The sequence below is a fragment of the Mixta intestinalis genome (genome assembly GCF_009914055.1).
Classification (GTDB): domain Bacteria; phylum Pseudomonadota; class Gammaproteobacteria; order Enterobacterales; family Enterobacteriaceae; genus Mixta; species Mixta intestinalis.
The window spans coordinates 4,042,395-4,059,958 of the sequence record NZ_CP028271.1; the positions used below are offsets into that span (position 1 = coordinate 4,042,395).

The 17,564-nt window shown below is 55.1% G+C and carries 15 protein-coding genes; 12 read left to right on the plus strand and 3 right to left on the minus strand.

Going from position 1 to position 17,564, the window contains the following annotated elements; all coding sequences use genetic code 11:
* Positions 1-641: 641 nt before the first annotated feature.
* Positions 642-1,253 (plus strand): helix-turn-helix transcriptional regulator, encoded by a 612-nt coding sequence (locus tag C7M51_RS18695; protein ID WP_160623039.1) that lies wholly within the window; start codon positions 642-644, stop codon positions 1,251-1,253.
* A 428-nt stretch (positions 1,254-1,681) separates the two neighbouring features.
* Positions 1,682-2,875: a zinc-dependent alcohol dehydrogenase gene (locus tag C7M51_RS18700; protein WP_160623040.1), complete on the plus strand. Its 1,194-nt coding sequence runs from the start codon at positions 1,682-1,684 to the stop codon at positions 2,873-2,875.
* A 58-nt stretch (positions 2,876-2,933) separates the two neighbouring features.
* On the opposite strand, the gene C7M51_RS18705 is transcribed toward C7M51_RS18700, so the two are convergent.
* Positions 2,934-3,431, minus strand: coding sequence for a CinA family protein (locus C7M51_RS18705; protein WP_160623041.1), 498 nt, complete (start codon positions 3,429-3,431; stop codon positions 2,934-2,936).
* A 380-nt stretch (positions 3,432-3,811) separates the two neighbouring features.
* Between C7M51_RS18705 and C7M51_RS18710 the strand changes: the two genes are divergently transcribed.
* The 9 genes from C7M51_RS18710 to pqqF all read left to right on the plus strand — a co-directional run bounded on the left by C7M51_RS18710 (position 3,812) and on the right by pqqF (position 14,561).
* Positions 3,812-6,706, plus strand: a complete 2,895-nt coding sequence (locus C7M51_RS18710; protein ID WP_160623042.1) for an autotransporter outer membrane beta-barrel domain-containing protein — start codon at positions 3,812-3,814, stop codon at positions 6,704-6,706.
* 158 nt (positions 6,707-6,864) lie between these two features.
* On the plus strand, positions 6,865-7,830 hold the full coding sequence (locus C7M51_RS18715) for an alpha/beta fold hydrolase (RefSeq protein WP_244323853.1): 966 nt from the start codon (positions 6,865-6,867) through the stop codon (positions 7,828-7,830).
* Positions 7,827-8,867 (plus strand): dipeptidase, encoded by a 1,041-nt coding sequence (locus tag C7M51_RS18720; RefSeq protein ID WP_160623044.1) that lies wholly within the window; start codon positions 7,827-7,829, stop codon positions 8,865-8,867. Before C7M51_RS18715 ends, C7M51_RS18720 begins: the two co-directional genes overlap by 4 nt.
* A gap of 129 nt (positions 8,868-8,996) precedes the next feature.
* Entirely contained in the window at positions 8,997-9,074 is a 78-nt protein-coding gene (pqqA, locus tag C7M51_RS18725) for a pyrroloquinoline quinone precursor peptide PqqA (RefSeq protein WP_071883753.1), read from the plus strand.
* Positions 9,075-9,127: 53 nt separating this feature from the next.
* Positions 9,128-10,039: a pyrroloquinoline quinone biosynthesis protein PqqB gene (gene pqqB, locus C7M51_RS18730; RefSeq protein WP_160623045.1), complete on the plus strand. Its 912-nt coding sequence runs from the start codon at positions 9,128-9,130 to the stop codon at positions 10,037-10,039.
* 2 nt (positions 10,040-10,041) lie between these two features.
* Positions 10,042-10,797 carry a pyrroloquinoline-quinone synthase PqqC gene (pqqC, locus tag C7M51_RS18735; protein ID WP_160623046.1) on the plus strand — a complete coding sequence of 252 codons (756 nt, stop codon included), beginning with the start codon at positions 10,042-10,044 and terminating at the stop codon, positions 10,795-10,797.
* Positions 10,797-11,075: a pyrroloquinoline quinone biosynthesis peptide chaperone PqqD gene (gene pqqD, locus C7M51_RS18740; protein ID WP_160623047.1), complete on the plus strand. Its 279-nt coding sequence runs from the start codon at positions 10,797-10,799 to the stop codon at positions 11,073-11,075. Before pqqC ends, pqqD begins: the two co-directional genes overlap by 1 nt.
* Positions 11,044-12,207 carry a pyrroloquinoline quinone biosynthesis protein PqqE gene (pqqE, locus tag C7M51_RS18745; RefSeq protein WP_160623048.1) on the plus strand — a complete coding sequence of 388 codons (1,164 nt, stop codon included), beginning with the start codon at positions 11,044-11,046 and terminating at the stop codon, positions 12,205-12,207. Before pqqD ends, pqqE begins: the two co-directional genes overlap by 32 nt.
* Positions 12,207-14,561, plus strand: a complete 2,355-nt coding sequence (gene pqqF / locus C7M51_RS18750; protein WP_160623049.1) for a pyrroloquinoline quinone biosynthesis protein PqqF — start codon at positions 12,207-12,209, stop codon at positions 14,559-14,561. The genes pqqE and pqqF overlap by 1 nt, the downstream gene beginning before the upstream one ends.
* On the opposite strand, the gene C7M51_RS18755 is transcribed toward pqqF, so the two are convergent.
* Positions 14,558-15,517, minus strand: coding sequence for a GGDEF domain-containing protein (locus C7M51_RS18755; protein WP_160623050.1), 960 nt, complete (start codon positions 15,515-15,517; stop codon positions 14,558-14,560). The genes pqqF and C7M51_RS18755 overlap by 4 nt on opposite strands.
* Positions 15,518-15,787: 270 nt before the next feature.
* The gene (gene hemB, locus C7M51_RS18760; RefSeq protein ID WP_160623051.1) at positions 15,788-16,765 is read right to left on the minus strand and encodes a porphobilinogen synthase; all 978 of its coding nucleotides are present in this window, start codon (positions 16,763-16,765) and stop codon (positions 15,788-15,790) included.
* Positions 16,766-17,083: 318 nt separating this feature from the next.
* Here hemB and C7M51_RS18765 point away from each other — a divergent pair, with 318 nt between their 5' ends.
* Positions 17,084-17,557, plus strand: coding sequence for an Hsp20 family protein (locus C7M51_RS18765; RefSeq protein ID WP_160623052.1), 474 nt, complete (start codon positions 17,084-17,086; stop codon positions 17,555-17,557).
* Positions 17,558-17,564 lie beyond the last annotated feature (7 nt).

Here is a 17,564-nt window from a genome sequence, read left to right on the forward strand (position 1 = left end):
TAAAAATTTTTTTTGCCAGCGCTTTTACTCAATGAGCGGTTGATTATTAGCCCACAAAGTATTTTATCTGTTTAGATAAGAGAAGGTATCACATTGCACTGTGTAAACAATAACCCTGAAACGTTAAAATTTCTGTAATGCGGCGCTGGACAAAAAAATGACTCTTACAGCGTAGCTGAAGGAAAACTTAATGTTATTTGTTCGATTAATGCGCATATAAGAACTTTTTGTATGTTTTTCAATGGGGTAGTTTATAGGAAGGTTCACTATAATTAAATCTTAAACGCAGTTAAGAATCTTATTTAAGCTAATTTTCGTTGTCGGTATCTTCGATTTGATTAATATCGATAGTGTTACGAAGGTTAAATACAATTACTCGGCCAAAGCGGTGGAGTAAGAAGTGCAGAAGGTGAAGTAATGCCTGATGCTGATATTGATCTTTAAAAGAAGCATTCTGAATGAGCGGAAAAATTTCTTATCATTCGTTTTCTGTTGGCGGAAAATAATCACCTGCTAAGTATAAATTATCAGCAGTTAGCAACGACCCAGAAAAAATTTTTCCCGTTTCATTACAAAAAACGTAACAACGCAAACACGTATCACGATCACATAAATCTTTCAGAAAAGGATGTTGAAATAGTATGAAAATCATCGTGTGTTCTGATAACTTTTTTTTCGCGCAGGGTATTACTTCATTACTGAAAGCGGAAGGGCATGACACCTGGGATTTTTTTTATCAACCGGAAAAATCATTACCGGATAATCAGCAGGAAGAACTGGTTATTATTGTTGATACCTGTGAAAGAAAGCGGCTAAGGCAACTTTTTTCAAAACTACATGGCAGAGCGCTACGCATATTTTTTATCAGTGATGAGCTTTTTGACGGTAACGAAATTCACCGTCCATTCCAGGGCATTATCCCACGTAAAATTAGCCTTGAGGCATTATTAGAAAGCCTGGAGCAATGCGAAGATGGTGCAAGACCGCTGGAGTTCCTTTTGACGCTTCAGCAGCGCAAGGTCTTGCAGTATTTGATTCGTGGCGTAACGCCTGGCGTTATCGCCCGCATTATGAATATCTCAGTGAAAACCGTTTCTGCCCATAAACGTAAGGTCATGATGAACTTTGGTCTGAAAAAAATGAACGCGCGGGCGCTGAACTACCTTGCCGACTTTATCTATAAATCGCTGCTGATTTCCGATCATATTCGGCAGAGGAAAAGCCAGCATTTTATTAATCACGCCGTTTATTGATTTGCCGTAACGCAGTACCGGTAGCCTTACGCTGCCAGATAACATTTGTGAATCACGCCTGCTGCCGTTATGGCAACAGAGAACGTTAGCCACCTTCAACTTACATTAACGTTTCTAACGAGGGCGGTGCACAGCCCCTTTTTTGGCACCGCCTTTTTTTTTAACTTCTTCTTCGTACTTTCAGGCTGCTGACGCTAATGGTGCCAGCCGTTCTTACTTCCGTCTCGCTTTCGTAATAGTTTAACCTGCGTCGCATTCAGGCAGCGTTTTGTCGGTGCGGGCTTGCGGAATCCACAAGAGATACTAACTTTTAATACATAGATTCCCTGGTGTTGGCGCACATGCGCACCCCGCTTGACGCGGGTTTTTTTTGAGCCTCTCTTGACAGGAGATGGTCATCTCATTTATTCCCAACATGGAGAAAGGCAATGAAAGCACTGACTTATCATGGCCCCCATCGTGTCAAAGTAGATAACGTGCCCGATCCCGGCATTGAAGCGCCGGATGATATTATTTTGCGTGTAACCGCGACGGCCATTTGTGGCTCGGATCTGCATCTGTACCGCGGCAAGATCCCCGGCACATCCCACGGTGATATTTTCGGTCATGAATTTATGGGGGAGGTGGTTGAAGCCGGTGCAGGCGTTACGGCGGTGCAAAAAGGCGACAGGGTGGTTATCCCCTTCGTCATTGCCTGCGGTGACTGCTTCTTTTGCCGTCTGCAACAGTACGCCGCTTGTGAAACCACCAATCCCGGGCGCGGTGCCATTCTGAATAAAAAGCAAATTACTTCTCCGGCGGCTCTGTTTGGCTTCAGTAAACTTTATGGCGGCGTGCCGGGTGGCCAGGCTGAATATGTGCGCGTGCCGAAAGCGAATACCGGCCCCTTTAAAGTGCCGCCGGTGCTGGCAGACGATCAGGTTCTGTTTCTCTCTGATATCTTGCCCACCGCCTGGCAAGCGGTTAAGAATGCACAGGTTACGAAGGGAAGCAGCCTGGCGATTTTTGGTGCGGGCCCGGTTGGTCTGTTGACCGCAGCCTGTGCACGTATGCTTGGCGCAGAAACCATTTTTATGGTGGATCATCATCCCTATCGTCTCGCCTTTGCCCAACAGCGCTACGATGTTATCCCCATCAACTTTGATGAAAATGACGATCCCGCCGCTTTTATTATCGAAAACACTCCCAACCATCGCGGCGTTGATGCGGTGATTGATGCGGTAGGCTTTGAGGCAAAAGGAAGCCTGACAGAAACGGTTATGGCAAACCTGAAGCTGGAAGGCAGCAGCGGTAAAGCGCTTCGTCAGTGTATCGCCGCCGTACGTCGTGGCGGTATTGTCAGCGTGCCGGGCGTTTACGCCGGTTTTATTCACGGTTTCCTGTTCGGCGATGCCTTTGATAAGGGGCTAACGTTCAAAATGGGGCAGACACACGTTCAGGCCTATCTGCCGGAGCTACTGAACCTGATTGAACAGGGGCTGATTCGCCCGGAAGAGATTATTACGCACCATATGCCTCTGGAGCGGGCGGAAGAGGCGTACAAAATTTTTGAGAAGCGTGAAGAGGAGTGTCGTAAGATCATCCTGGTGCCGGGCCTGACCGAGACGCAGCGCCACGCTTAGCGCACAGATTGCTGCATTTACGGGTTTCAGTGGCAGACTGAAACCCTTAGCAGCTATTTTAACGATCGGCTTCTTTCAGCAACGATGCCAGGCGCGTCAGGACAAACAGCGCCGCCTGATTAATCACGGATTCGCTGTCGCCGCTGAAATGCTTTAACTCCGCTTTTATTGTGCCGTCAGGCAGCCCCCAGCCAAACCAGATAGTACCCGCTGGGGTTCCGTCCGGGCCGTCATCCGGTCCGGCATAGCCGGTCACTGACAGGCTAACCGCCTCGCCCGATTGCATTTTCGCACCTGCGGCCATTTCCCGCGCCGTTTGCTGGCTCACGGCGGTAAATTTTTCCAGCGTACGCAAATCAACCTTTAACAGACGCATCTTCGCCTCGTTGGTATAGGTAACGAAGCCGCTGCTAAAGTAATCCGCGCTGCTGCTGGCTGAGCACATCGCCATACTGACCAGACCGCCGGTACAGGATTCCGCGGTTGCCAGCTTCACGTCGGCTCTCGTCAGCAGCTCTCCCAGCTCATTGGCAGCCTGTCTTAATTTTTCATTCATTATCGTTCTCCTTGTTTCATTGAATCAGTTAAGTGTAGAAGACGCGCTATAAAGCGTACGGGATAAATAAATCAGAGCTTTTATAAATGACAATGAGTAAGCCAGTTGTAACGGCTATCTGTTGAAATTAGAGGTGTATTTTTCTGAAGTTCTTATTTCAGGAAGGTTGAAATTCTTATGTACCTAAAGTTAACCAAGGCGTAATTCTCATTCAAAATATCTTTTTTTTTGCATGCTATTTTTCTTACTGGTGTTGTTAACGGATGCGGCCCGCTTACCGAACAGAAAACACCAGAAGATGTTTTTCTGTTAAGTCATAGCGGCGGGGTTTTTTCTGCTGTTTATACAGGCAAGGAATAAGTGCAATTAAGGAGAAAAGCATGGCTTGCAGCATATCTCTATTTAAAATTAACCCGCTAAGTTTTTTTGTACGACAGCGCATGGCCCTGGCCAGCGCGCTATCGCTACCGCTTCTTATCGCTCCCGCTGCCGCTCTGGCTGCGGATTTAGACGCAATCATGGTTGATAATGGGGCCAGGGTGGTTCTGAATGATGGCGATCGAATTACGGTTATTGGAGATGAAAAATATCTCTGTGCAATTTGTAATCCTGTCACCGCCAATAATAGTATGCTGACGCTGGGGAATAACGTAAGCATCGATGTAAAAGGTCCGCTTGCCAGCGGTATGATGATCAGTGGTAAGGAGGTTTCATTAGAAGCAAACCAGCTATTAGTAAATGTTGAAGGACGTTATGGTATAAAATCAGAAGGCGCAAATAACATTCTGAATTTAGGTAGCGGCAGTCAGATAAATCTAAACGGAACCATTTTAGCTTCTAACGGGATTTATCTGACGCGCGCCGCTTCACTGGAAGCGGATGCTCTGACGATTAATACTCAGGGGTCCGCTACTGGGCTATATATTACCGATGCCGGAACCAACGCTAACCTCGGTAACAACTCCGTTATTCGTACTCAGGATAATCAGGCGACAGGGATTTATATTTTTGGCCGCGCGACCAGTGATACCGACCCGGCGGCCACGCTTAAAGCAAACCAGCTAACCATCGAAACCGCCGGTACGGCGGCGTATGGCATAAATATCCAGTCTAACTCTGAAGTGGATTTAGGTAGCCAGACCAGCGTGACTACGCAGGGAGAAAGCGCGATCGGTATCTGGAATCTGGGTAACCTGAAAGCACAGCAGCTGCATATCAGAACCGAAGGCAGCAATTTCGCCAATGCGCTTAAGGTTCAGGGTGAGGGGCAGGCTGATATTGGCGCGGGCAGTACGCTCTATAGCGCAAACAGCGGCGCGCTGGTCGCCAGCGGTGACTCGGCTACGATTAATTTCAATGGTAATGAGACGCAGCGTAACACGATTTTTTCCGGCGGCACCTACGGCATTTCGGCGCAGTCCAGCGGGTCACAGATTAATATTTCCTGGACCGATATTGATGTCACCAGCAACGCTGACCAGGTGGTTGGCATCTGGGCGCTAAACGGTGGGGAAATCAACGGTAATAACCTGTCGGTCATGGGTAACAGCAACACCATCGGCGCTTATGCCATGATGGATAGTGCCATTGATTTAACCGGCGATACCCGTATTCATATGGCTTCACCGTCAGAAATCGCGGTGGGTACGCAGCATGATGAAAACCATCAGGCCAGCCGTATCAACCTTGATGGCAAGCTGGATATTATCGGTAGCGTGCAGGCCGCAGGCGGTAAGATTACCATGAACATGGCTGCCGGTTCGCACCTGACGGGCGCTACCGCCAGCGATGGCGTCAATGGCGGTTATTTGCATATGAAAATGGATCAAAGCCAGTGGGACATGCCCGCCAGCTCGACGGTGGATCGCTTAACGTTAAACGACAGTACGATTGATTTCGCATCGGGTGACCTGGGTACGGTGCTGACAGTAGGCGATCTTACAGGAAGCGGCACCTTTGCGCTGAAAACCGATATCGTTGCAGAGCGTAACGACAAGCTGGTTGTTACCGGCACCAGTGAAGGTAATCATTATCTGCGGGTACAAAACCGTGGTGATATGCAGACTACCGGGAACGAAGTGCTGACGCTGGTAGAAACGCAGGATGGACAGGCGCGTTTCGCGCTCTCCCCGAATACATCCAGAGTTGAACTGGGCGGCTATCTTTACGATCTGCGTCAGGCAGGGGGAGACTGGCAGCTCTACGCCAGCGGCACTACACCAGTTGAGCCGGAAGAGGAGGATCCACTGCCGCCGCCCGATCCACAGCCCACTCCCGATCCAGACCCGACGCCTGAGCCAACCCCCGATCCGACTCCGGACCCGGTACCAAATCCCGATCCGTCACCGGGGCCTGATGCGGATATCTCTAATCCGGCCGACGCCGGGGCTAACTTCCTTAACGTCAGCTATCTGATCAATTACGCAGAAATGCAGACCATGCTGCAACGCTTCGGTGATTTACGGCAGACGGATCATGTAGGTGATGGCTGGATCAGAGGGATCGGTGGGCGCTTTGATGATTTTGCCAGCGGGAAGCTGAGCGGCTTTAGCATGAGCTACTCCGGGTTGCAGTTTGGCGTCGACAAGCAAATCAGTCCCGATCTGCCGATTGCGCTGGGCGTCTTTATGGGCGTCACCAACGGCAACGCCCACTACGCCTCCGGCAGCGGCGATCAAAAATCAAGCCATGCTGGTTTCTACGCCAGCGGAATAGCGGATAACGGCATATGGCTGGATGGCGTGTTTAAATATTCGCGCATGAAGAGCAGTTTCAACGTGAAAGACTCGCAGAGCCAGCAGGTGAGCGGAGAAGGCGCAGCGGATAACTACAGCGTCTCGCTGGAAGGCGGCAAACGCTTTGACTGGGCCCAGTCTGGCCAGGGCTTCTACCTTGAACCGCAGTTACAGGTGGCCTGGAGCCATCAACAGTCAGATACCTTCCGCGCCTCTAACGGCTTGCGTATCGATCTGGAAAGCTATAACTCGCTGCTGGGACGTGCCAGCGGGCTGGTGGGCTACCGGATGCAGCAGTCGGATATGGATCTTAACGTCTATCTGAAAAGCGGTATCGTGCGTGAGTTTAAAGGTGATACCGGCTATCGGCTGAATGGATCGCAGGAGCGGCACAGCTTCAAAGGTAACTGGTGGAACAACGGGCTTGGCGTCAGCGCGCAGATTGCCGACAAGCACGTAATCTATCTGGAAGGCGATCTCTCTACCGGTAACAAGTTTGACCAGCGCCAGTTCAGCGGCGGTTATCGCTTTACCTTCTAATCGGCAGGCTTCTTTACCTGCTTTTACTCTGATGGCTCCGCCGAGCCGCCTGTCAGCGCCTATATTTCTTACTTTTATGGGCGCGCGTCAGGCGGCTCATGTTAAACAGGAGCATAATCATGAACAGGCTGACCTCCCTCGCTGGCGCGGCGGCGCTGATGCTGGCGGCGGGAAATACGGTTGCTGCCTCCTACGGCGAGCAGCTGGAAGGCTTCCCCATGCCTTATCCACTACAGCACTTTACCTTTTCCTCTCAGCAGCAAACGCTCAGCATGGGCTATATGGATGTCAAGCCGGTCGGCAAGGCTAACGGTCATGTGGTGGTATTGCTGCACGGCAAGAATTTTTGCGGCGCTACTTGGGAAAGTACGCTGCGCGCGCTGAGCCAGCAAGGCTATCGGGTTATCGCGCCCGATCAGATTGGCTTCTGCACCTCTACCAAACCCGCTTGGTACCAGTACAGTTTCCAGCAGCTTGCCGATAATACCCATCGTCTGCTGCAAAGCCTGAAGATAGAGAAGGCAACGATCGTCGGCCACTCCACCGGCGGCATGTTAGCTACGCGCTATGCGCTGATGTATCCGCAGCAAACGGAAAAACTGGTGATGGTTAATCCCATCGGCCTGGAGGACTGGAAAGCGAAGGGCGCGCCCTGGCGCTCGGTAGACGACTGGTATCAGCGTGAGCTGAAGCTATCGGCGGAGGGGATTAAAAAATATGAGCAGCAGACCTACTACGCGGGCCGCTGGAAGCCGGAATATGATAAGTGGGTAGAGATGCTGGCCGGGCTGAACAGCGGGCCAGGGCATCAGAAAGTGGCCTGGAATTCGGCGCTGATCTACGACATGATTTACAGCCAGCCGGTCTGGTATGAGCTGCCGGACCTGCGTGTTCCCACCACGCTGTTTATCGGCACCGCCGATACGACCGCTATCGGCAGCGATATTGCGCCGCCGGAGGTCAAAGCGCGCCTCGGCGACTATAAGGTACTGGGCAAAGCGGCGGCGGCGCGTATTCCTGGCGCTCGCCTGGTCGAGTTTGACGGTATGGGGCATGCGCCGCAAATGGAGGCACCCGAAATGTTTAATCAGGCGCTGATTAAGGATTTAACGACGCTAAAATGATCGCAACACGCACTTTTTTTGATGGCCACAACGATCTGTTGCTGCGCCTGTGGGTGAGCCATGCCGATAATCCGGTACAGCCCTTTTTCACCGGGCGTGAGCAGGGACACCTCGATTTTCCCCGCATGCAGCGTGGCGGTTTCGCGGGCGGGCTGTTTGCCGTTTTTGTGCCGCCGGTCGACTGGCTGGCTGGCGAACGTAAACAGGATCTTGCCAGCGTCAAGGCGCAGCATGACGCGCTGGCGATCGCCGAGGCGCAAATCGCTATCCTGCAACAGCTGGCGGATACGTCAGAAGGGCGGGCGCGGCTGTGCCGCACGGCGGCGGAAATCGAACAGTGTCTGCAACAGGATGTGCTGGCGCTGGTGATGCATATCGAAGGGGCCGGGATGCTCGATCCGGAACTGACGCTGCTGGATCGCTTTTATCAGCTGGGATTACGCAGCATCGGGCCGTTCTGGAATCTGCCCAACCGCTTCGGCGTCGGGGTAAACGGCGGCTTTCCCGGCTCGCCCGATACCGGCGACGGCATGACGGCGGCGGGCAAGGCGCTGATCCGCGCCTGTAACCAGAAACGGCTGCTGATCGATCTCTCGCATATGAATGAGAAAACCTTCTGGCAAACGGCGGAGCTGAGCGATGCGCCGCTGGTGGCAACGCACTCTAATGCCCATGCGCTCTGCGCCCAGCCGCGCAACCTGACCGATGCGCAATTAGCGGCGATTGCCGCCAGCGACGGCTTCGTTGGCGTGAACTTCGGCAACGCCTTTTTACGCGCCGACGGGCAGCGTAACGGCGATACCGAGCTGGAAGAAATTGTTAAACATCTGTGTTGGATGATCGATAAGCTGGGAGAAGATCGGGTAGGCTTCGGCTCCGATTTTGATGGCATCAGCGTACCGGATGCGCTGGGCGACGTAACAGGAATGCCAAAGCTATTTAAGACGTTAGAAACGGCGGGTTTTGATGCGCCATTGCTGGAAAAACTGGCGTGGCGCAACTGGCTGCGCGTGCTAAAGCGCACGTGGGGTCAATAGAAAAGTTGCGATCCATGTCACATTATAGCAACATCTGCGCTGCCAAATTTTCATATTTGACAACTTGCGGGTTGCCTGCCGCAATTAATGGTGACAATCCGTCATTTTTACCACCGAGAGGAGAGGCTTATGTCCGCATGGATCAAACCTGCATTTGAAGATTTACGTCTGGGTCTGGAAGTGACGCTGTACATTTCCAACCGTTAATCTCAGCGCCCGCGCCCGTCGCGGGCCTGTTCCACTCCTTTCCCGGTAAACACATGCAGATCAAAGTGCTTGGCTCCGCAGCTGGCGGAGGGTTCCCGCAATGGAACTGTAACTGTAAAAACTGCCAGGGCGTGCGTAACGGCACGATGAAAACCTCAAGGCGCACGCAATCCTCTATCGCTATCAGCGACAACGGCAGAGATTGGGTACTTTGCAACGTCTCTCCCGATATTTGCCATCAGCTGCTCGCTTCGCCTGAATTGAATAACCCCGACGTGCTGCGCGGTACCGGGATCGGCGCGATTATCCTGACCGACAGCCAAATCGATCACAGCGCGGGCTTACTCAATTTGCGTGAAGGCTGTCCGCATCAGGTTTGGTGTACCGAAGAGGTGCATCAGGATCTCACCACCGGTTTTCCGGTCTTTACCATGCTTTCCCACTGGAACGGCGGCCTGATCCACCATCCCATCGTGCCGGAGCAGCCGTTTAACGTCAGCGTTTGCCAGAGCCTGCGCTTTACCGCCATTCCTCTGCTGAGCAACGCGCCGCCTTACTCGCCATACCGCGATCGCCCGCTGCCGGGCCATAACGTGGCGCTGTTCGTGGAGGATACCCGCAGCGGCAAAGGGCTGCTCTATGCACCGGGTCTGGGCGAGCCGGACGAAGTGCTGATGCCCTGGCTGCAAAAAGCGGGCTGCCTGTTGATCGACGGCACGCTGTGGCGTGACAACGAGCTGGCGGCGACCGGCGTGGGTAAAAACAGCGGCAAAGAAATGGGCCATCTGGCGCTGGCGGAAGAGCAGGGGCTGGCCGCGCTGCTGGCCTCCTTGCCGGCGGAACGCAAAATTCTTATTCATATTAACAACACCAATCCCATCCTGGATGAAGATTCTGCCGAGCGTCACAGCCTGACGCAGCAGGGCATTGAAGTCAGCTGGGATGGTATGTTGATCGAGGTATAACCATGACTCAGGCATCGCTGCTTTCGCCGCAGGCTTTTGAGCAGGCGCTGCGCGCCAAAGGCAACTATTACCATATTCATCACCCGTACCATATCGCGATGCACAACGGCAAAGCGACGCGCGAACAGATCCAGGGCTGGGTAGCAAACCGCTTCTATTATCAGACCAATATTCCGCTGAAGGATGCGGCGATTATGGCGAACTGCCCGCACCCGGAGGTACGCCGCAAATGGGTACAGCGTATTCTCGACCATGATGGCTACGGCGGCAACGAAGGCGGGATTGAAGCCTGGCTGCGGCTGGGTGAGGCGGTTGGCCTGAAGCGCGAGGTGGTGGAATCTGAAGCGCTGGTGCTGCCCGGCGTCCGTTTTGCCGTTGACGCCTATGTTAATTTCGCCCGCCGTGCCAACTGGCAGGAAGCGGCCTGTAGCTCGCTGACCGAGCTGTTCGCGCCGCAAATCCACCAGGCGCGTCTCGACAGCTGGCCGCAGCACTACCCCTGGATCGAGGCGGAAGGCTATGACTATTTCCGCAGCCGCCTCAGCCAGGCGAACCGCGATGTTGAGCATGGCTTACAGCTGGCGCTGGAATATTGCGACACGGTGGAAAAACAGCAGCGCATGCTCGAAATTCTGCAATTTAAGCTGGATATTCTGTGGAGTATGCTGGATGCCATGACCATGGCCTATGAGCTGAAACGTCCGCCATATCATACGGTAACAGCGCAGCTCGCCTGGCATAAAACGAGGCTGGTGTAATGGATATTCACTCTTCACAGACGCCGCAGTTTCGCCGCGGATTTCGCTTACAGTGGGAAGAGGCGCAAAACTGCCACGTGATTCTCTACCCGGAGGGCATGGCGCGGCTGAACGGCAGCGCCGCTGAAATTTTGCTGTTGGTGGATGGCAAGCGCACGCTGGGCGAGATTATCGCCGCGCTAAACGCCCGCTTCCCCGGCGTGCCCGATCTGGACGCCGACGTTATCGATTTTTTTGGCAAAGCCTATGAACAGAAGTGGATCATCTTTCGTGACTGAACGGAAACCGGCGGTTAAGCCGCCGCTGTGGTTGCTGGCGGAGTTAACCTACCGCTGTCCGTTACAGTGCCCCTATTGCTCTAACCCGCTTGATTTTGCTCAGCAGGAGAAAGAGCTGACCACCGAACAGTGGATTGAGGTTTTTCGCCAGGCGCGGGCGATGGGCAGCGTGCAGATCGGTTTTTCCGGCGGTGAGCCGCTGCTGCGTAAAGATCTGGCTGAGCTGATTGCTGCCGCTCGCGGCCTCGGCTTTTACACTAACCTGATTACCTCCGGTATCGGGCTGAACGAGAAAAAGCTGCAAACCTTTGCCGATGCCGGACTGGATCATATTCAGATTAGCTTTCAGGCGAGTGACGAAACGCTGAACGCTGCGCTGGCGGGATCGGAAAAGGCGTTCCGGCAGAAGCTGGCGATGGCGCGGGCGGTAAAGGCGCACGGCTATCCGATGGTGCTTAACTTCGTGCTGCATCGCCATAATATCGATCAGATCGACCGCATCATTGAGCTCTGTATCGAGCTGGAAGCAGACGACGTCGAACTGGCGACCTGTCAGTTCTATGGCTGGGCGCAGCTTAATCGCGAAGGGCTGCTGCCGACGCGTGAGCAGATCGCGCGTGCCGAAGCGGTGGTGAAGCAGTACCGCGAACGTATGGCAGCCAGCGGCAGCCTGACCAATCTGCTGTTCGTCACGCCCGACTATTACGAAGAGCGTCCGAAAGGCTGCATGGGCGGCTGGGGTGCAATTTTCCTCAGCGTGACGCCGGAGGGCACCGCGCTGCCGTGCCACAGCGCCCGCCAGCTGCCGGTACAGTTCCCGTCGGTGCTGGAGCACAGCCTGGAACATATCTGGTATGACTCTTTCGGTTTCAACCGCTATCGCGGCTTTGACTGGATGCCGGAACCCTGCCGCTCCTGCGATGAAAAAGAACAGGATTTTGGCGGCTGCCGCTGTCAGGCCTTTATGCTGACCGGCAATGCCGATAATGCCGATCCGGTCTGCGCCAAATCGCCGCATCATGACAAAATCCTTGCGGCACGTGAGCAGGCCAACTGCACGCAGATGCAAATCAGCCAGCTTCAGTTCCGTAATCGCGTTAACTCACAGCTGATCTTCAAGGCCAACGCCTGATGTCGCAGGCGGTCTCGCTACAGCTGGAAAACGGCCTGCGGGTAGAGTTGTGCTGTGATGCGCAGGCGAGCGAGGCTGCGGCGCTAATTCAGGTTGCCAGCGGCAGCGACGACGAACCGGCGCGCTGGCCCGGTCTGGCGCATCTGCTGGAACATATGCTGTTTACCGGCAGCCGCAGTTTTAGCGGTGCGCAGCGGCTGATGAACTGGGTGCCTGCGCAGGGCGGACGGCTTAACGCCACCACCCATGCCGATCGCACCGCCTTCTTCTTCACCCTGACGCCCGCCGCGCTAAGCGCGGGGCTGGCGCGGCTGATTGATATGCTGGCGTCTCCGCTGCTGACCGCTGAGGCGCTGGTGCAGGAAACGGCGGTGATTGACGCAGAGTATCGTCTGCTGTGCACGGACGCGCAGACGCTTAGCGGCGTGGCGCAGCGCCATCTCTTTAGTGGCCCGTCCGCGCTGCACCGTTTCCATGTCGGCGATCGTACCAGCTTCGGCGAGGATTTGCCTGCGCTGAGGCAGGCGCTACGCCAGTTTCATCAGCAACACTATCACGCAGGCAACATGACGCTCTGGCTGCTGGGACCGCAGCCGTTGAACGAACTGGAAACGCTGGCGCGGCAGTATGGTGCGGCGCTGCCGATGGCGCAGCCGCAGCCGGATGGCAAGTCCGCGATGTTACAGCCACGGGGCGATGCGGCGATGAATATCAGCGGCGTGCCGCAGCTACGGCTGACCTTTGCATTAAACCGCTGGCAGGAGAGCGCTACCGGGCACTGTGCGCTGCTGCGCATATTGCTGTGTGATGAGGCGGAAGGTGGGCTGCTGGCGCATCTGCGCACGCATGCCGACTGTGACGGTGCGCATCTGGAGCTGTGCTGGCGCGGCGGCGGCGCGGCGCTGCTGACCGTTGGCTTTGATATTCTTCAGGTAAATCCGCCGACAGCGTTACCGGAGGCGGCGCTGCGCCAGTGGCTGGAGCGGCTGAAATCGCTAAGCGTGACTCAACTCACGCACTATCTTCAGCTGGCGCAGCAGCGTTTTAGCGCGCTCAGCCCGCTCGATCGGCTGCGTGAGGCGGCCTTCGGTTTCGCGCCGCCGCAACGGATTGATCCCGATGGCTGGCAGGCGTTTCTGACGCAGCTACACAGCGCCGCCGTCAGCCGCCTGTGGCTGGCAGAGAAGGTTACCGGTGAGCCGCAGTCGTCGGCGGGTTTTACCTTTATCCGCGCCCCTTTTCCCTCTTCGCTATCCACCGCTCAGCCGCCGCTGGCGCTGCGCTTCTGGCCCTTTCCTGCACCCGCGTTGCCTGAAAGTTTGCCGCATACCGCTGCGCCGCTCAGCCATATTACCGACGCCGCGCCTGGCGTATTAACCCTGCGCCCGTGCCCGGAAACGCCCATTAGCGATGCGCTGGGCTATACGATCCAGGCGGCGCTGCGCGCGCTGGCGGCGAGCCTGGCGCATCAGGGTGTGCAGCTGAGCGTTGAGCGGCAACAGGATATCTGGCAGCTACAGCTGAGCGGTGAGCCAGCACTCATGCAGGCGGCGCTGGCGGCGATGTCGTCACGACTGGCATCGCTGCCGGAGCAAAAGATCCTGCCATCGGAGCGGGGAGAGATTGCGATACGTCGCCTGTTGAAGCAGCTACCGCGCTGGCTGACGGCAACACAGCCGCTCTGCAACGACCTGCAACACAGCGTCTGGCAGGCGGCGCTAACGGGCGGCGATCGGACGCAGCTTCAGGCGCTGTCGCATCTGCTTAGTCTGATGCCGATGCGCATCAGGCAGGCTGAAAACTGGCTGCGTTTTGATGCGCTGGCCGGGGGCGAATATCGGCTGACGCAGGTAAAAGGCGATAGCGCACTGCTGCTGTTCTGCCCGCTTGCCCAGCCGGACAGCGAGGCGCAGCTGGCGTGGCGTTTGCTGGCACAAATTTATCAGCCGCGTTTTTTCCAGCGTTTGCGCACGGAGCAACAGACAGGCTATGTAGTAAGCTGCCGCTTTCATCAAACCGCCGACCGTATCGGCGTGCTGTTTGCGCTTCAGTCACCTTCGCTGAAAGCGGCGGCGCTGCGTCAACATATTGAACGCTTTCTGGTACAGAGTGAGAGTGATATCGCCGGGTTAAGCGCTGAAGAACTGGCGCAGAGCCGCGAACGGCTCTGGCAGCAGCTTCAGCCGCAGGGCGATGCGCTGACGCGTGCGCGTCAGAGGCTGGCCTTCGCGCCATTAACGACGCCGCTGGCGTGGCAGACGCTACAGCGGCTTGATAATGACGCGCTGCTTGCCTGGCACCGTAAGCTGAGCGATGCGGCAGGCTGGCAGCTCTGCGTGGCCGAAAGCGATTAACGACGCGCTTTTTTATGCTGATACATGATGCCGTCGCTGTGGTTAAGCAGCGCGGCGAGCGGCTGTGGCTGCGCCGGATCGAACTCCACCATACCTACTGAAAAATCGAGGCGATAGCGCCGATCGAGCGGCTGCATATAGCGATCCAGCTCGCTGCGAAACTCCGCCAGCCGTGCTTCCGCCTGCTGCTGATTGGTATCGATAAACAGCACCACAAACTCATCGCCGCCGAGACGGGCGAACAGCGCCGACTGACGGAAGCTGATCTTCAGCGCATCGGCAAAGTCCATCAGCGCCCGGTCGCCTTCACGATGACCGAAATCATCATTAATCTGCTTAAAACGATCGAGATCGAAAAAGGCCAGGCTGGCGAAGCAGTGGCGCAGGGCACACTCCTGTAACAGCATCTGGCCGAGCGTCATAAAACCGCGCCGGTTAGAGATCTGCGTCAGTTCGTCAGAAGTCGCCGCCTGAAAGCTCACCAGCTCTGATTCCGCCATAGACGCGAGATCGCGCAGGGCGTGAATATCCTCTTCGCTGAAAGGACGCGTTTTGCTGTCGAGAATACACAGCGTGCCTACTTTGGATCCGTTGGGCGCTCGCAGCGGGCAGCCGGCATAAAAGCGGATCTGTGGCTCTCCGGTAACCAGCGGATTGTCGTAAAAACGCTCATCCTGACGCGCATCTTCAACAATCATCACGTCATCTTGCAGGATCGCATGACCGCAAAAAGAGATATCGCGTGCGGTTTGCGTTGCGCTGATGCCGTCGCCTGACTTAAACCATTGATGCTCGGCGTCCAGCAGGCTGACCACTGATGCCGAGACGTTAAACAGCCGCTTCGCCAGGCGCGTCAGACGATCGAAGCGCTCTTCGGCGGGCGTATTGAGCAGTTTCAGCGCGTGAAGCTCGTTCAGGCGCTGCGGCTCGTTTTCCGGGATTTCTGGTGTTTTCATAAAAAGGCCTATCAAACTTATAATTATTGTCGTGCCGTAACAGTATCGGTCAGAAAAGTCGCAACTTAAGGATTAAATGTCTCTGCCTGCCGCTGGCATGACGTCTGGCCGATAAGATCGACCTTAGTCGCTCAATGGAAGGTATACAACCTGAAGGGAAGATCTGAAGGTGGTAACGTCGCCTGTTGTTGGGCGTAGCGGCAGACGCAGGGCGCGGCACCCGTCACGCGCGCCGCCGCTTGTAAAGCGGCCCGCAGGCCGCCGAAATGATTACAGCAGGTTGCGTTCCGCCAGATCGAGCGCGAAGTAGCTGAAGATCACATCTGCACCTGCGCGTTTAATCGCGCCCAGGCTTTCCAGAATCACCGCATCTTCATTGATCGCGCCTGCCTGAGCGGCAAACTTGATCATCGCATACTCGCCGCTCACCTGATAGGCCGCCAGCGGCAGCTCGGTGCGCTCGCGGATATCACGCAGCACGTCCAGGTAGGCACCCGCCGGTTTTACCATCAGCGAATCCGCGCCTTCGGCAGCATCGATTAACGATTCGCGAATTGCTTCGCGGCGGTTCATCGGGTTCATCTGATAGGTTTTACGATCGCCCTTTAACGCGGTGCCTGCGGCTTCGCGGAACGGGCCGTAGAAGGAAGAAGCGAACTTGGTGGAGTAGGACATGATTGCGGTATCGGTAAAGCCCGCTTCATCCAGCGCGCGGCGAATAGCGGCAACCTGACCATCCATAGCGGCGGAAGGCGCGATAAAATCTGCGCCCGCCTGCGCAGCAACCACCGCCTGCTTGCCGAGGTTAATCAACGTCGCGTCATTATCCACGCCGTGATCGCACAGGACGCCGCAGTGACCGTGCGAGGTATATTCACAGAAGCAGGTATCGGACATGACGATCATTTCCGGCACCGCGTCTTTACAGATGCGCGACATCCGCGCCACCAAGCCGTTCTCCTGCCAGGCATCGCTGCCGGTGGCGTCGGTGTGATGAGAAATCCCGAAGGTCATTACCGAGCGGATACCCGCTTTGGCGATGCGCTCAATTTCCCAGGCCAGACGTTTTTCCGGGATACGCATAACGCCCGGCATCGCGTCGATGGCTTTGTAGTCGTCCACGCCTTCTTCAACGAAGATCGGCAGGGCCAGGTCGCTGCGGCTCAGGGTAGTTTCCTGGAACATCTCGCGCAGCGCGGCACTTTTGCGGAGCCTTCTGGGGCGATTAATTAAGGAGAATTCAGACATAATAATTGGCTGTACAGGTGAAAAAGTTAGCATAGTGTACGCGCTTTTAGCATCACGGGTAAAACTTCCCGTGCTGGCAGCGCCGCCTGTTTTCGGCACGCTGACCGTTCGGTTGCGCAGTATTAACAGGCAGTTAACAACAAAACGCGTAATATGCCAAAGCGCTATCAAAGGCGGTTGTTAATATGAAAAATCATTATTTTTAACAGGGCTTGAAAACGTCAACCCGGTACATAAATAAGGTAACGGAAAGGTTGCTTTCCCTGCAAAATTAAACTTTTGATTGCTCACAGTTATTGAGATTTCAGGAGGTTAATCATGGCGTTCAAATCCCTCTCTTTGTTCCCTGACGTTGCCGATAGCCTGTTTTCCGATCGCTTCAACCGCATCGATCGACTGTTTAGCCAGCTGACCGGGGATGCACCCCTGGCTACCGTGCCCGCTTACGATATCAAACGCCTTGATGAGAGCCGTTATGCGATTACGCTTAGCGTACCGGGCTGGAAAGAAAACGAGCTGGAAATTAGCGCTACCGGCGGTCAACTGACCGTCAGCGGGAAACGAACAGAAGAACAGAGTCAGCCAGAGGAAAAAAGTGGCTGGCTGCATCGTGGTATCAGCCGTCACAACTTCAGCGTCAGCTACGGGTTGCCACAGCATGTGAAAGTGGAAGGCGCACGGCTGGAGAATGGCCTGCTGGAAATTGCCCTTTATCAGGAGATCCCTGAAAGCGAGAAACCACGCAAAATCGCGATTGAAAGCCAGCAGCGCGTGATCGAACACAACGCCTGACAGTAAA

Excerpts from the sequence above, each read along its gene's own strand:
- pqqD (WP_160623047.1), top strand. The coding sequence starts at position 10,797 with ATGGATATTCACTCTTCACAGACGCCGCAGTTTCGCCGCGGATTTCGC.
- C7M51_RS18710 (WP_160623042.1), top strand. The coding sequence starts at position 3,812 with ATGGCTTGCAGCATATCTCTATTTAAAATTAACCCGCTAAGTTTTTTT.
- C7M51_RS18765 (WP_160623052.1), top strand. The coding sequence starts at position 17,084 with ATGGCGTTCAAATCCCTCTCTTTGTTCCCTGACGTTGCCGATAGCCTG.
- C7M51_RS18720 (WP_160623044.1), top strand. The coding sequence starts at position 7,827 with ATGATCGCAACACGCACTTTTTTTGATGGCCACAACGATCTGTTGCTG.
- pqqA (WP_071883753.1), top strand. The coding sequence starts at position 8,997 with ATGTCCGCATGGATCAAACCTGCATTTGAAGATTTACGTCTGGGTCTG.
- pqqE (WP_160623048.1), top strand. The coding sequence starts at position 11,044 with ATGAACAGAAGTGGATCATCTTTCGTGACTGAACGGAAACCGGCGGTT.
- pqqF (WP_160623049.1), top strand. The coding sequence starts at position 12,207 with ATGTCGCAGGCGGTCTCGCTACAGCTGGAAAACGGCCTGCGGGTAGAG.
- C7M51_RS18700 (WP_160623040.1), top strand. The coding sequence starts at position 1,682 with ATGAAAGCACTGACTTATCATGGCCCCCATCGTGTCAAAGTAGATAAC.
- hemB (WP_160623051.1), bottom strand. The coding sequence starts at position 16,765 with ATGTCTGAATTCTCCTTAATTAATCGCCCCAGAAGGCTCCGCAAAAGT.
- pqqB (WP_160623045.1), top strand. The coding sequence starts at position 9,128 with ATGCAGATCAAAGTGCTTGGCTCCGCAGCTGGCGGAGGGTTCCCGCAA.
- C7M51_RS18755 (WP_160623050.1), bottom strand. The coding sequence starts at position 15,517 with ATGAAAACACCAGAAATCCCGGAAAACGAGCCGCAGCGCCTGAACGAG.
- pqqC (WP_160623046.1), top strand. The coding sequence starts at position 10,042 with ATGACTCAGGCATCGCTGCTTTCGCCGCAGGCTTTTGAGCAGGCGCTG.
- C7M51_RS18695 (WP_160623039.1), top strand. The coding sequence starts at position 642 with ATGAAAATCATCGTGTGTTCTGATAACTTTTTTTTCGCGCAGGGTATT.
- C7M51_RS18705 (WP_160623041.1), bottom strand. The coding sequence starts at position 3,431 with ATGAATGAAAAATTAAGACAGGCTGCCAATGAGCTGGGAGAGCTGCTG.
- C7M51_RS18715 (WP_244323853.1), top strand. The coding sequence starts at position 6,865 with ATGCTGGCGGCGGGAAATACGGTTGCTGCCTCCTACGGCGAGCAGCTG.